Annotated in this window: 16 protein-coding genes; 13 read left to right on the forward strand and 3 right to left on the reverse strand. The window is 58.6% G+C overall.

The annotated features are described in order from the left end of the window. Positions 1-258 precede the first annotated feature (258 nt). The 10 genes from HUW52_RS09890 to HUW52_RS09935 all read left to right on the forward strand — a co-directional run bounded on the left by HUW52_RS09890 (position 259) and on the right by HUW52_RS09935 (position 9,681). Positions 259-1,008, forward strand: coding sequence for an electron transfer flavoprotein subunit beta/FixA family protein (locus tag HUW52_RS09890; RefSeq protein WP_007908338.1), 750 nt, complete (start codon positions 259-261; stop codon positions 1,006-1,008). 2 nt (positions 1,009-1,010) lie between these two features. After that, a complete protein-coding gene (locus HUW52_RS09895; protein ID WP_007908340.1) occupies positions 1,011-1,940 on the forward strand; it encodes an electron transfer flavoprotein subunit alpha/FixB family protein in 930 nt (309 codons plus the stop codon). A gap of 79 nt (positions 1,941-2,019) precedes the next feature. After that, positions 2,020-2,853: an ABC transporter substrate-binding protein gene (locus HUW52_RS09900; protein ID WP_175553520.1), complete on the forward strand. Its 834-nt coding sequence runs from the start codon at positions 2,020-2,022 to the stop codon at positions 2,851-2,853. A gap of 9 nt (positions 2,854-2,862) precedes the next feature. Then, the gene (locus HUW52_RS09905) at positions 2,863-3,219 is read left to right on the forward strand and encodes a DUF4398 domain-containing protein (RefSeq protein ID WP_016985996.1); all 357 of its coding nucleotides are present in this window, start codon (positions 2,863-2,865) and stop codon (positions 3,217-3,219) included. Continuing rightward, positions 3,216-4,028, forward strand: coding sequence for an OmpA family protein (locus tag HUW52_RS09910; protein ID WP_016985995.1), 813 nt, complete (start codon positions 3,216-3,218; stop codon positions 4,026-4,028). Before HUW52_RS09905 ends, HUW52_RS09910 begins: the two co-directional genes overlap by 4 nt. Before the next feature lie 202 nt (positions 4,029-4,230). Further along, on the forward strand, positions 4,231-5,670 hold the full coding sequence (locus HUW52_RS09915; RefSeq protein ID WP_016985994.1) for a PLP-dependent aminotransferase family protein: 1,440 nt from the start codon (positions 4,231-4,233) through the stop codon (positions 5,668-5,670). 78 nt (positions 5,671-5,748) lie between these two features. After that, a complete protein-coding gene (locus HUW52_RS09920; protein WP_175555659.1) occupies positions 5,749-6,219 on the forward strand; it encodes a translation initiation factor 2 in 471 nt (156 codons plus the stop codon). A gap of 166 nt (positions 6,220-6,385) precedes the next feature. Continuing rightward, positions 6,386-6,640, forward strand: a complete 255-nt coding sequence (locus HUW52_RS09925; protein WP_150706512.1) for a YkgJ family cysteine cluster protein — start codon at positions 6,386-6,388, stop codon at positions 6,638-6,640. Positions 6,641-6,681: 41 nt separating this feature from the next. Continuing rightward, complete coding sequence (locus HUW52_RS09930; protein WP_122597194.1) at positions 6,682-7,287, forward strand: START domain-containing protein; 606 nt, start codon at positions 6,682-6,684, stop codon at positions 7,285-7,287. 300 nt (positions 7,288-7,587) lie between these two features. Beyond that, positions 7,588-9,681: an LTA synthase family protein gene (locus HUW52_RS09935; RefSeq protein WP_175553521.1), complete on the forward strand. Its 2,094-nt coding sequence runs from the start codon at positions 7,588-7,590 to the stop codon at positions 9,679-9,681. A 74-nt stretch (positions 9,682-9,755) separates the two neighbouring features. Here HUW52_RS09935 and HUW52_RS09940 read toward each other — a convergent pair whose 3' ends face one another. After that, positions 9,756-9,914 (reverse strand): DUF3309 family protein, encoded by a 159-nt coding sequence (locus HUW52_RS09940; protein ID WP_169432680.1) that lies wholly within the window; start codon positions 9,912-9,914, stop codon positions 9,756-9,758. A 301-nt stretch (positions 9,915-10,215) separates the two neighbouring features. Here HUW52_RS09940 and HUW52_RS09945 point away from each other — a divergent pair, with 301 nt between their 5' ends. The 3 genes from HUW52_RS09945 to csrA all read left to right on the forward strand — a co-directional run bounded on the left by HUW52_RS09945 (position 10,216) and on the right by csrA (position 11,748). Then, positions 10,216-11,031 (forward strand): SDR family oxidoreductase, encoded by an 816-nt coding sequence (locus HUW52_RS09945; RefSeq protein WP_095120542.1) that lies wholly within the window; start codon positions 10,216-10,218, stop codon positions 11,029-11,031. A 63-nt stretch (positions 11,032-11,094) separates the two neighbouring features. Continuing rightward, entirely contained in the window at positions 11,095-11,427 is a 333-nt protein-coding gene (locus tag HUW52_RS09950) for a YnfA family protein (protein WP_175553522.1), read from the forward strand. 135 nt (positions 11,428-11,562) lie between these two features. Beyond that, positions 11,563-11,748 (forward strand): carbon storage regulator CsrA, encoded by a 186-nt coding sequence (gene csrA / locus HUW52_RS09955; protein ID WP_007908359.1) that lies wholly within the window; start codon positions 11,563-11,565, stop codon positions 11,746-11,748. 5 nt (positions 11,749-11,753) lie between these two features. On the opposite strand, the gene HUW52_RS09960 is transcribed toward csrA, so the two are convergent. Further along, entirely contained in the window at positions 11,754-11,981 is a 228-nt protein-coding gene (locus HUW52_RS09960; RefSeq protein ID WP_003192759.1) for a YheU family protein, read from the reverse strand. A gap of 142 nt (positions 11,982-12,123) precedes the next feature. Continuing rightward, positions 12,124-13,314 (reverse strand): osmoprotectant NAGGN system M42 family peptidase, encoded by a 1,191-nt coding sequence (locus HUW52_RS09965; protein ID WP_077574040.1) that lies wholly within the window; start codon positions 13,312-13,314, stop codon positions 12,124-12,126. Positions 13,315-13,379: the final 65 nt, after the last annotated feature.

Raw genomic sequence — 13,379 nt, forward strand, 5'->3', positions numbered from 1 at the left:
GGCGGTTTCAAGAGCACGTCTAAAGACAGGGCACAGGTGGTAGAGAGTGCTGCGCAGCGCAGTCTGGCGCGCAGTTTACACAGCGTGAGGATCAATGACTTGTCGGTCACCACTGACGAACGGTCGCACCCCCTGCACATTGTGGAATCACTTCGCACCCCGGTCGGCGTTTTTAGAGGTGCCCTTTTAGCCTGATGAGCATCAACCGCCAGGTTCGCCTAGGCGACTTTCTTTTCACCGGAGAGTAACGAGGAATCCATGAAGGTTCTTGTAGCTGTCAAACGCGTTGTGGATTACAACGTCAAGGTTCGCGTCAAGGCGGACAATTCCGGCGTCGATCTCGCCAACGTCAAGATGTCGATGAACCCGTTCTGCGAAATCGCAGTGGAAGAAGCCGTACGCCTGAAAGAGAAAGGTGTTGCGACTGAAATCGTCGTCGTCTCCATCGGCCCGACCACCGCTCAGGAACAGCTGCGTACCGCACTGGCTCTGGGTGCCGACCGTGCCATCCTCGTCGAATCCGCTGAAGATCTGACCTCGCTCGCCGTGGCCAAGCTGCTCAAGGCTGTGGTCGACAAGGAACAGCCGCAGCTGGTGATCCTCGGCAAACAGGCCATCGACAGCGACAACAACCAGACCGGCCAGATGCTTGCTGCACTGAGCGGCTACGGTCAGGGCACGTTCGCCTCGAAAGTCGAAGTCTCCGGCGACAGCGTTGCCGTGACTCGCGAAATCGACGGCGGCGCGCAGACGGTTTCGCTGAAACTGCCAGCGATCGTCACCACCGACCTGCGTTTGAACGAGCCGCGCTACGCGTCCCTGCCAAACATCATGAAAGCCAAGAAGAAGCCTCTCGAAGTGCTGACTCCGGACGCTTTGGGCGTTTCCACCGCCTCCACCAACAAGACCCTGAAAGTCGAAGCGCCGGCTGCACGCAGCGCAGGCATCAAGGTCAAGTCGGTGGCTGAACTGGTCGAGAAACTGAAAAACGAAGCGAAGGTAATCTAAAAATGACTATCTTGGTAATCGCTGAACACGACAACAAAGTGCTGGCCCCGGCCACACTGAACACCGTGGCTGCTGCGGCCAAAATCGGCGGCGACATCCACGTTCTGGTTGCAGGCCAAGGCGCTGGCGCCGTGGCTGAAGCCGCGGCGAAAATCGCTGGCGTGAGCAAAGTCCTCAACGCTGACAACGCCGCTTACGCGCATCAGCTGCCGGAAAACGTTGCTCCGCTGGTTGCAGAGCTGGGCGCTGGTTACAGCCACATCCTGGCCGCCGCCACCTCCAACGGCAAAAACATCCTGCCGCGCGTTGCTGCGCAGCTGGACGTTGACCAGATCTCCGAGATCATCTCGGTCGAAAGCGCTGACACTTTCAAGCGTCCGATCTACGCCGGTAACGCTATCGCTACCGTGCAATCGACTGCTGCAATCAAAGTGATCACCGTGCGTGCCACCGGTTTCGACCCGGTTGCCGCTGAAGGTGGTTCGGCTGCTGTTGAAGCTGTTGGTGCTGCGCACGACGCTGGCACTTCGAGCTTCGTAGGTGAAGAACTGGCCAAGTCCGACCGTCCGGAACTGACCGCTGCCAAGATCGTCGTTTCCGGCGGTCGCGGCATGCAGAACGGCGACAACTTCAAACACCTGTACGCCCTGGCCGACAAGCTGGGCGCTGCCGTTGGTGCTTCGCGCGCTGCGGTCGACGCAGGTTTCGTACCGAACGACATGCAGGTCGGTCAGACCGGCAAGATCGTTGCGCCGCAGCTGTACATCGCCGTCGGTATCTCCGGCGCGATCCAGCATCTGGCCGGCATGAAAGACTCCAAAGTGATCGTTGCGATCAACAAGGACGAAGAAGCGCCGATCTTCCAGGTGGCCGATTACGGTCTGGTGGCGGATCTGTTCGAAGCCGTACCTGAGCTGGAGAAGCTGGTCTAATCCAGCGGCTTCACTTATAAAGAGCCCGACCTTTTGGTCGGGCTTTTTTTGTCTCGGATTTGAGTGGGAGCGTTTTGCCATGGATCTGCGCTGCGGATTGCGTTACTCGGTATTGCTGGGATTGGCCTTGCTGCCAGGTGTGGCTACAGCCGCCGGCAAGTGCGAGCGCCTCGTCGTCACCGGTAGCCCGGATGCACCGCCGTACCTGTGGCAGGACCCGCAAAATCCCAAACAGTTGATCGGAGCCAGTGCCGACCTGTTGCAGCAAGTGGCCAAGGATCTCGGCATCAAAGTCGAGTTGCTCTATGCCGGAAAGCGTTCGCAAGCCCTCGACGAAGTGCGCAGCGGGCGCATGGACATGCTGGCCGATGCGCCGCTGACCTTCAATGAACTGGAAAACTTCGACTACATCTATCCACCGCTGCTGGAAAACGACTATCTGGTGTGGACGCGTAAAGGCTCGACACTGGTCTACGGCGAAGCCAAAGACCTGCACGGCCACGCGGGTGCGCTGTCGGAAAAGTCTCGAATCACCCAGGCATTCGGCACTTTCGCCGAGCAGAATCTGACCCTGACCCGGACAGCCAACCTCACTCAGGCCTTTCAGAAACTGCTCCTCGGTGAAGTCGAATATGTACTCGCCGGCCGTTACTCAGGCATGGCCGCCGCGCAGGCATTGGGCATGGCCACTGACCTGCTGGCCTTTGAGCAACCGATCGACCGGCCGGGGCTGTTTCTTGCGGTTTCGCATAACTCGGCGTGCAACGATCCGTGGTTGCGCGGACAGCTAGCCAAAAAGATGACAGAATTGCCCGCGTCCGGACTGACGGAAGCCGCGCTGCAACGCAACATCGAGCGCTGGAAGGCGCAGCAGCAACAGCCGCAACAACCTGTCAGTGCCCCAAAACAGTAGGGATTCTTAGTGAGTATTCGACCTCTTTTCGCGGCTGTGGCCGTTCTGGCTCTGGCCGGTTGCGCAACCGATCCGGCACCCAATGAACAAATGCGCCTGACCGAGCAAGCCATCACCCAGGCCAAAGCTGTTGGCGCCACCGCCGACGAAGTGCCGGAAATGAAACTGGCCGAAACCAAGTACAACCGCGCCAAAGGCAACATGGCTGACGAGTCCTACCGCAATGCGCGCATGCGTTCCGAGCAAGCGGAACTGGATGCCCGTCTGGCCGAAGCCAAAGTGCTGACGCAAAAAAGTGAAGAACAGGTGAATGTGCTCAACACCCGCATCGTCCGTCTGCGCAAGCAACTGGGAGATGCCCAATGAGCCTCAAGTCGAAAATTCTCGGCGGTCTGATCCTCGCCGGTTGCGCCAGCCTGTACGGCTGCGCCGGGCAACACAGCGAATCTGCTCTGCAAGAAGCCAGTGCTGACTTCCAGAAGGTCAAGGAAGACTCCAACGTGCTGCGCATCGCGCCGAAAGACGTGATCCGTGCCGGTGAGTCGCTGGCCCGTGCCGATCGCCTGTCGACCTACTGGGGCAGCGGTTCGGACGTGGTGCATTACGCCTACCTGAGCCAGCGCTACAGTGAAATCGCCCGTGAGCACACCAATCAGGTGCTCAACGAAGAGCGCGCGGCCAAGCTCGAACTGGAGCGTCAGCGCCTGCAACTGGCCCTGCGTGAGTCGAAATTGCTGAGCGTGCAGCAGCAGGGTAAATGGCTCGAAGAGCAGATCGTCGCACTGGCCACCACGCAGACTGATCGCGGTCTGGTGATGACCCTCGGCGATGTGTTGTTCGACACCGGTGAAGCCGAGTTGAAAAACTCGGCCAATCGCGTGGTGCTGAAGATTGTGCAGTTCCTGCAACTGAACCCGAAACGCGTGGTGCGCATCGAGGGCTACACCGACAGCACCGGCGGCAAACAGGAAAACCTCAAACTGTCCCGTGACCGCGCACAATCGGTGGCGGACGTGCTGATGGACCTGGGCATCGACGACAAACGCATTCAGGTCGAAGGCTACGGCGATGAGTATCCGGTGGACGCCAACGCTTCCGAGCGTGGGCGCGCACAGAACCGTCGGGTTGAAATCGTCTTCTCCGACGAAAAAGGCCAGCTCGGCGCCGCCCGTTAAGGGTTGCGTCTCTGGAAAGCCCGGGCTGTCATGCAGTGCCGGGCTTTTTTACGTCTGTCGAATGGCCCACAAATCAGTACAGTCAGGGGCAGACACCGCACTGTATGGTCGAGTAATGTGGCAACTGTCCCAGTACACTTCTAAACTGTTCCGGTATTGTTTCACACAAGAATAAAATGCCCGTGAAATCGAGTGCTGCGTCATGACCAATCTCTTGCTCTACCAACGTATTGCTCAGCAACTGGCCGAAGACATCCGCCGTGGTGTCTATCAACCGGGGGAGCGCGTGCCTTCGGTGCGCAAGATGAGTTCGCAGCTCAACGTCAGCCATGCGACGGTGTTGCAGGCCTACGCCAATCTCGAAGATCAGGGCTTGATCCGCGCACGTCCACAGTCTGGTTATTACGTACACCAGACGCCTGCGTTGACCGCGCCGACGCCGGACATTGCCCGGGTCGAAAGGCCGGGGCTGGTCACCCGCAGCAGCATCATTCAACAGGTTCTGGTCGAATCACGCCGCGAAGGCGTGTTTCCGCTCGGCGCCGCCGTGCCAAGTGTCGATTACTTGCCGGTGCGCGCACTGCATCAGCAACTGGCCAAGGTCACACGTTTCCATAGCCCGCGTGCCTTCAGCTACATGTTCAGCCCGGGTTTTGAACCGCTGCGCCGGCAAGTGGCGATCCGTATGCGCGACGCCGGTGTGGTGGTCGACCCGTCGGAGGTGGTGATCACCCACGGTTGTGTCGATGCCTTGCAGATGTCGTTGCGCGTGCTGACCCGGCCGGGCGATCTGATCGCCGCCGAATCGCCAACCTATTACGGTTTGCTGCAACTGGCCGATCTGCTTGGCCTGAAAGTTATCGAGATTCCGAGCGATCCCGCCACCGGCATGAGCCTCGAGGCCCTGCAACTGGCCGCCAACCAATGGTCGATCAAAGCGCTGGTGCTGACCACGCGCCTGAGCAATCCGCTGGGCGGCACCATGCCCGAAGAGCGGCAGAAACAGTTGCTGCGCCTGGCCTCGGATTTCGACATCCAGATCGTCGAAGATGACATCTATGGCGAACTGATGTTCGAGCAAGGCAAAACCAAGGCGCTCAAGGCTTATGACCGACTGGACCGGGTGATCTACTGCTCGAGTTTTTCCAAGACTTTGTCGCCCGGTGTGCGCATCGGTTGGATGATTGCTGGCAAGTACCAGCAGGAAATCCAGCGCTTGCAGACCTTCAGCACCCACTCGGCGTGCAGCGTCACGCAGATGGCGATTGCCGCTTATCTGGAAAACGGCGGCTATGACCGGCATTTACGGTACATCCGCCAGGAGTACCGGAAAAACCTCAGCGCCTTCCAGTTGGCGGTGCAGCAGTACTTCCCCGAAGGCACGCAAATGACCCGGCCCACCGGCGGTTTCATCCTCTGGGTGAGTTTGCCGGGCAGGGTCAATACGCAAGAATTGCATGTCCGCGCCTTGCAACAGGGCATCAGCATCGCGCCGGGGCTGATCTTCAGTAATACCGAGCAGTTCAACCACTGTATCCGCCTGAACTGCGGCATTCCGTGGAACCGCGAGGCGGAGCGGGCGTTGATGACCCTGGGGTTGCTGGCGACGCAACTGTGTCAGGAAACCGCTGGCGGATTCTGAACGAGCGGTGGGTGATGCTTGTCTTGTGGCGTCCAACAAGCGAGCATATGGCCCTCTGCCGTTAGTGTCGTTGGGTCCATGAAAGCGATTTTTCCTGCTGCTTGGGTTTTGCTGGGTTTACTGATGATCGGTCATGCGCCTGGGGTGATGGCTGCTGCGGTTCAGGAAAAACCGGCTGCGACGAGTCCCGCTAATATAGCCACGGCTGCGCAGAAGGCAGTCCCCGCGAAAAAAAACCAGCAAAAAGTCATCAAGAAGCGCAAGCCGATCGCCTCCAAATCGAAATCTGCCAGCGAAGTGGTGAAAGCCAAATTGCCGCCAGCAAAACTCGATTTGAGCTTGCCCAAGGACATGGTCCAGGAATTGAAGCCCAAGGGCGCTGTTGAATTGCCCAAGCGCGAGCCAATCCTGCCGCAGATGTTTGGCGAGAAAAACAGCGGATTCCAGCTCAATGGCCGCTTGCTCAACAATGAAATGCAGTTGCAACTGCGCAACGAAGACCGTCGGGAAATCGAAGGTGCGGCGCTGGATTTCGAATTCAAGCAGTAAATTCAGACCATCTGTGACCCGCAGACCAGACGCTTTGTCGGAGACTGGTCAGTCACATTGAGTTATCGCTAAAAACCCCGGTTCAGGCAATTTGAAACAGCCGTTTTAGCGGTTACTCTGTTCCGCGTCCCTTTTACACATCGCCCGTCGCGAGGAATTGTTCGTCATGAAATGCCGTGAAGGCTGTGGCGCTTGCTGCATTGCCCCGTCCATCAGTTCGCCGATTCCCGGCATGCCTGATGGCAAACCTGCCGGCGAACGTTGCGTGCAGCTTTCGGTCGAAAACCTGTGCAGCATTTTCGGCCGTCCGGAGCGCCCGCCGGTCTGTTCCGGCTTCGCTGCGGATGTCGAGGTCTGCGGCAGCAGCTCGGAAGAAGCGATCAGGCTGATCGGCTGGTGGGAGCAAATGACGGCGGCGTGATGTGTCAAACGAACGGAACTTCAACAATAAGGAATAAGACTATGGGTTCGCTGCATCGTATCGCTGTGTTGTGTGGTTTGACCGCTGTGCTGGCCACGTCCGTTGCTCAGGCTGAAGACTGGAAAGTCGCCAAGAACGAGGACGGCATCAAGGTGTCCCTCAGTGAAGTGCCGGGTTCGGACTACAAGTCCTACCAGGGCGTCGCACTGATGAAAACCACCGTCGCCAAACTGCGCGCACTGCAGGAAGACGTCGCTGGCGCCTGCGCCTGGATTCACGAGTGCAAGACCCAGAAACTGCTCAAACACGAAGGCGACAAGAGCTGGACCTATAGCCAGTTCAATACGCCTTGGCCGGTAACTCCGCGTGACTCGGTGATCGAAGTCACCACCGTCGAAGGCGCCGATGGCAGCCTGACCCGCAACCTCAAGGGTCTGCCGACGTACGTTCCTGAAGAAAAAGGCTTTGTCCGCGTGCAGCAGGTCAAAGGCTTCTGGAAGTTCGTACCGAAGGGCGACCAGGTTGAAGTCACTTATCAAGTGCACACCGAGCCGGGCGGCAGCGTGCCGGCAATGGTTGCCAACAAGTTCGTCGTCGATGCGCCGTTCAACACCTTGAAAGCTCTGAAAGAACGCGCCGAGAAGTAATCGGCCCGCTTTCAACGAAACGCCTCGAACAAGTCGGGGCGTTTTGTTTTGTATCTATATTGTGTTTCCAGATATGCGTTGCACGAAATTTTCACAAAGTGTTCCAGACAATTCGCCCGCGCTGTTTGCCCGCTGCTGTAAATGAAAGTGTCTGGCGGCGGGGCAGTAATCAATGGCAATGGTGCGGGTGATCGTGCAACATTTGCGCACCGCGCAAGCCCCGGGGTCTGGAATGACCAATAGAGGGCATGGCGCCGCTGTATTTTTGCAACTTCAACTTCCAATGGGTCCTAAAACGACATGGCAAACCCGGACGCCCTGAATCAGCAGCGATCTTCTGCTCGCCTGCTGCAACCGACCGTCAAATCGCATCTGGCCTACACGCTGCTTTGCGCGCTGGTCATGATGGTGATGTTTTCCGTGCTGCGCCTCGCGCTGCTGGTCTACAACCGCGAGATGATCCTCGACACCCCGGCTTCGACGTTCCTTGAAGCCTTCGCCAACGGCCTGCGTTTCGACCTGCGTCTGGTGGTTTACGTGTGCATTCCGCTGGTGCTGGCGCTGTTCAGTGCCCGCGCCATGGCTGCGCGCGGTTTCTTCCGTCTGTGGCTGACGATCGCATCGAGCATTGCGCTGTTTCTCGGCCTGATGGAGATGGACTTCTACCGCGAGTTCCACCAGCGCCTCAACGGTCTGGTGTTCCAGTACGTGAAAGAAGACCCGAAAACCGTGATGAGCATGCTCTGGTACGGTTTTCCGGTGGTGCGCTATCTACTGGCGTGGGTCATCGGCACCGTTATTCTGACCCTGGCGTTCAAAGGCGCCGACCGTGCCACCCGTCCACGCGGACCGTTCAGCGGCGGCAGCGTCAGCAGCCGCCAAATAGCGCCGTGGTACACCCGTCTTGCGGTGTTCGTGGTCTGCTTGCTGATCTGCGTGGTTGCCGCTCGTGGCACTCTGCGTCAAGGCCCGCCAATGCGTTGGGGTGACGTGTACACCACCGATTCCAACTTCGCCAACCAGCTCGGCCTCAACGCCACGCTGTCGCTGATCGAGGCCGCCAAGTCCCGTATGGGCGAGGATCGCGACAACATCTGGAAAGCCACGTTGCCGCAAGAACAAGCGCAGAAGATCGTGCGCGACATGCTGCTGATGCCAGACGAAAAACTGGTCGATGCCGATATTGCCGCCGTGCGCCGTGATTACACGCCGCCGGCCGACAAGACCCTGCCGATCAAGAACGTCGTCGTGATCCTGATGGAAAGCATGGCCGGTCACTCGGTCGGTGCGTTGGGCGCACCAGGCAACATCACGCCATACCTGGACAAGCTGTCGAAGGAAGGCCTGCTGTTCGACCGCTTCTTCTCCAACGGCACACATACCCACCAGGGCATGTTCGCGACCATGGCCTGCTTCCCCAACCTGCCAGGTTTCGAATACCTGATGCAGACCCCGGAAGGTAGCCACAAGCTGTCCGGTCTGCCGCAGGTGCTCAGCGCCCGTAACTACGACGACGTGTACGTCTACAACGGCGACTTCGCCTGGGACAACCAGTCGGGCTTCTTCAGCAACCAGGGCATGACCAACTTCGTTGGCCGTAATGACTTCGTCAACCCGGTGTTCTCCGATCCGACCTGGGGCGTGTCCGACCAGGACATGTTCGACCGTGGTTTGCAGGAGTTGAAGGCGCGGGAAAACGGCAAGCCGTTCTACGCGCTGCTGCAAACCCTGTCCAACCACACACCGTATGCCTTGCCAACGCCGTTGCCGGTCGAGCGCGTAACCGATCGTGGCTCGCTCAACGAGCACCTGACCGCCATGCGTTACTCGGACTGGGCGCTGGGTCAGTTCTTCGAGAAGGCGCGCAAAGAGCCGTACTTCAAGGAAACCCTGTTCGTTATCGTCGGTGACCACGGTTTCGGCAACGAGCGCCAGATCACCGAAATGGACCTGGGCCGCTTCAACGTGCCGATGCTGATGATTGCGCCGGGCATCCAGGAGAAATTCGGTACCCGTGACCACACTGTCGGCACTCAGATCGACATTGTGCCGACCATCATGGGCCGTCTCGGTGGCGAAGTGCGTCATCAGTGCTGGGGTCGCGACTTGCTCAACCTGCCGGAAGGCGACACCGGCTTCGGTGTGATCAAGCCGTCGGGCAGCGAGCAGACCACTGCCATCGTCACCGCTGACCAGATTCTGGTATTGCCGAGAGACAAGGACATGGGTCCGAAAATGTGGCAGTACCAGTTGGGTGCCAACCCGCATGCCGAAGTCGTTCCGAATGCACCGCGCACTGCCGAGTTGAAACTCAAACTGGAAGCGTTCTTGCAAACGGCGACCAAGAGCCTGATGGACAACACCGCCGGTGTGATTCACGGCAAGCCGGATTGATCGCTTGTCGATGATAAAATCCGCGCAATAAAGAAGAGGCCCTGAACAGGGCCTCTTTTTTTACGCTTGAATCGTTATATCCGACCCAGTAACAGCAGCACCAACAGCACCACCAACACCACGCCGATAATGCCCGAAGGACCATAACCCCAACTTCTGGAGTGCGGGAAGACCGGCAGACCACCGATCAGCAACAGGATCAGGATAATGATTAGAATTGTGCCCATGTCGATTTCCTTGTTGATAGTGTTCGAGAAGTCTTGGTATTCAAGGGCGACTGGAGACTAAGTAATTCCAGACGGCTTACAAATTCCGACCGGTGCGCATGAAAGAAAATTCAATGTTTTTTTAATGTATTTGGATCGCAGACTTATTTCCTTTTTTCCTCTCGTCTAGTTCAGAATCCAGACCATTTTCGGGAATCCAACGCGCCACGGTTTGCCCTCACCATTCAGCAATCTGATGGAGCGTGGGCGCGCGCGGATCCTTCGCTACACTCGGCGCATCTTCCCCGGAACAACAAGGCTGTGTGCTATGCAAAATCGCATGATGATCACTGGTGCGGGCTCGGGCCTGGGTCGCGAAATCGCGCTGCGCTGGGCGCGTGAAGGCTGGCAACTGGCCTTGTCCGATGTCAGCGAACCCGGCCTGCAAGAAACCCTGAAAATGGTCCGCGAGGCGGGCGGTGACGGTTTCACTCAGCGCTGCGATGTGCGTGATTACAGCCAGCTCACCGCATTCGCCCAAGCCTGCGAAGAGAAGCTGGGTGGCATCGACATCATCGTCAACAACGCCGGTGTTGCGTCGGGCGGGTTCTTCAGCGAGCTGTCGCTGGAAGACTGGGACTGGCAGATCGCGATCAACCTGATGGGCGTGGTCAAGGGCTGCAAAGCGTTTCTGCCGCTGCTTGAGCAAAGCAAAGGCAAAATCATCAACATCGCCTCCATGGCCGCACTGATGCAAGGCCCGGCGATGAGTAATTACAACGTGGCCAAGGCTGGCGTGGTTGCACTTTCGGAAAGTCTGTTGATTGAACTGGCGCAGCAGGAAGTCGGTGTGCATGTGGTTTGCCCGTCATTCTTCCAGACCAATCTGCTCGACTCTTTCCGTGGCCCGACACCGGCGATGAAGGCGCAAGTGGGCAAGTTGCTGGAAAGTTCGCCGATCACCGCGGCGGATATCGCCGACTACATCTATCAGCAAGTAGCGGCCGGCGAATTCATGATCCTGCCCCACGAACAAGGGCGCATGGCCTGGGCGATCAAGCAGAAAAATCCGCAACTGCTCTATAACGAAATGACTTCAATGGCCGAAAAAATGCGCGCCAAAGCCAAACAGAACAACGGCTGACCTTGCCCGTTGTCGGCGGCGTCGTTAGGGTGGCCGCAATGGTCACCCTGTCGAGACGCGTCAATGCTCAATTACTTGTGGTTTTTCCTCGCGGCGCTGTTTGAAATCGCCGGTTGTTTCGCCTTCTTCATGTGGCTGCGTCAAGGCAAAAGTGCGTTGTGGGTGATTCCTGCGCTGCTCAGTCTGACCTTGTTCGCACTGTTGTTGACCCGCGTCGAAGCCAACTACGCCGGACGTGCCTATGCCGCTTATGGCGGGATCTACATCGTTGCGTCGATTGGCTGGCTGATGATAGTCGAGCGGGTACGCCCATTGGGATCTGACTGGGTCGGCGTGGCGTTGTGCGTGATCGGCGCCAGCGTGATTCTGTTCGGGCCGCGGTTTTCGGCGGCCTGACGGCTATTTGTCGGAAACGTCTGACGGCTCGATGCGAGTATGGGTGTAAGGCAAAACTGATTTGCTCGCCGCGCATTGTAGAGCCGCTGCAAGCCGCGCATCTTCAGGGTTCGCTAACCCTGAAGGACGAATCTCATGCTTGTACTCAGCCGTGTCGTTGGTGAGTTGATTTCAATCGGTGACGATATTTCCCTGCGCGTGCTGTCGGTAAACGGCTCCAGCGTGCGCTTTGGCGTCGAGGCCCCGCAAAAGGTCAATGTGCACCGCGCGGAGGTCTATGACCGGATCAAGCGCAAACAGGCCACTGAAAAGCTGCGCTGAAGCGTTCAGTCGAACAGATGCTTGGGCACATCGTGCTTGAGCATCAACTGGCACTGCTCGCTTTCCGGGTCGAAGACGATCAGCGCCTGGCCTTTGGTCAAGGCCTGACGCACGCGCAGTACACGGGTTTCCAGCGGCGTGTCATCGCCGTTGTCGGTGCCGTCGCGGGTGACGAAATCTTCGATGAGGCGGGTGAGGGTGTCGACTTCAAGCGCGTCGTAGGGAATGAGCATGGGCACCTCGGTCAAATCAATGGCGGGATGCTACGGCGATTGCGGTTTGTCTGCCAGTTTTGTGTTGCCGGATCTGGCCTCTTCGCGAGCAGGTCGAATCGTCGCACCTGCTCGCGAAGGCGATGGTGCTGCCAACAAAGATTTAACTGTCGGAACGCTGCCCCACCAGACTGTCCACCGACGGCACCCGCGTATCGCTCTCCATCTGCGTGTCATGTTCAATCTGATGACTGAAGCGATCGAGCGAGGCATTGGCCGGAGCCGCATCGCTGGCGAACACTGGCGGGCTCAAAATATAAGCGCCAAGCAAACGACTCAGCGCTGCGAGGCTGTCGATGTGCGTACGCTCATAACCATGCGTCGCATCGCAACCAAAGGCCAGCAGGGCCGTGCGGATGTCGTGGCCCGCCGTCACCGCCGAATGCGCATCGCTGAAGTAATAGCGGAACAGGTCACGGCGCACCGGCAGTTCGTTTTCACCGGCCAGACGCAGCAAATGCCGCGACAAGTGATAGTCGTATGGTCCGCCGGAATCCTGCATCGCCACACTCACCGCGTGTTCGCTGGAATGCTGCCCCGGTGCGACCGGCGCGATGTCGATGCCGACAAATTCACTGACGTCCCAAGGCAATGCCGCCGCCGCGCCGCTGCCGGTTTCCTCGGTGATGGTGAACAGCGGGTGGCAGTCGATCATCAGTTCCTGACCGCTGTCGACGATGGCTTTGAGTGCCGCGAGCAGCGCCGCAACCCCGGCCTTGTCATCGAGGTGACGGGCGCTGATGTGGCCGCTTTCGGTGAACTCCGGCAGCGGGTCGAACGCGACCACGTCGCCGATGCTGATACCCAGGGAATCGCAATCGGCCTTGGTCGCGCAATAGGCGTCCAGGCGCAGTTCGACGTGGTCCCAACTGATCGGCATTTCATCGACGGCAGTGTTGAACGCGTGCCCGGAGGCCATTAGCGGCAAGACACTGCCGCGAATCACGCCGTTGTCGGTAAACAGGCTGACGCGACTGCCCTCGGCAAAACGGCTCGACCAGCAGCCGACCGGGGCGAGGGTCAGGCGCCCGTTGTCTTTGATCGCACGAACGGCGGCGCCGATGGTGTCCAGATGCGCGGAAACGGCGCGGTCGGGGCTGTTCTTCTTGCCTTTGAGCGTGGCGCGAATGGTCCCGCGCCGGGTCATTTCGAACGGGATGCCGAGTTCTTCCAGACGCTCGGCGACGTAACGCACGATGGTGTCGGTGAACCCGGTAGGGCTGGGAATGGCTAGCATTTCCAGGAGGACTTTTTGCAGGTAGTTAAGATCCGGTTCGGGGATTTGCGTGGTCATGGAAACTCCTGATGGGTTGAGCACACCGATGGTTTCGATGAGGAGAATTTGTGGTGCATGATGCG

Origin of the sequence: Pseudomonas sp. 43A, assembly GCF_013363935.1 — a bacterium.
Taxonomy (GTDB): Bacteria; Pseudomonadota; Gammaproteobacteria; order Pseudomonadales; family Pseudomonadaceae; genus Aquipseudomonas; species Aquipseudomonas crudilactis.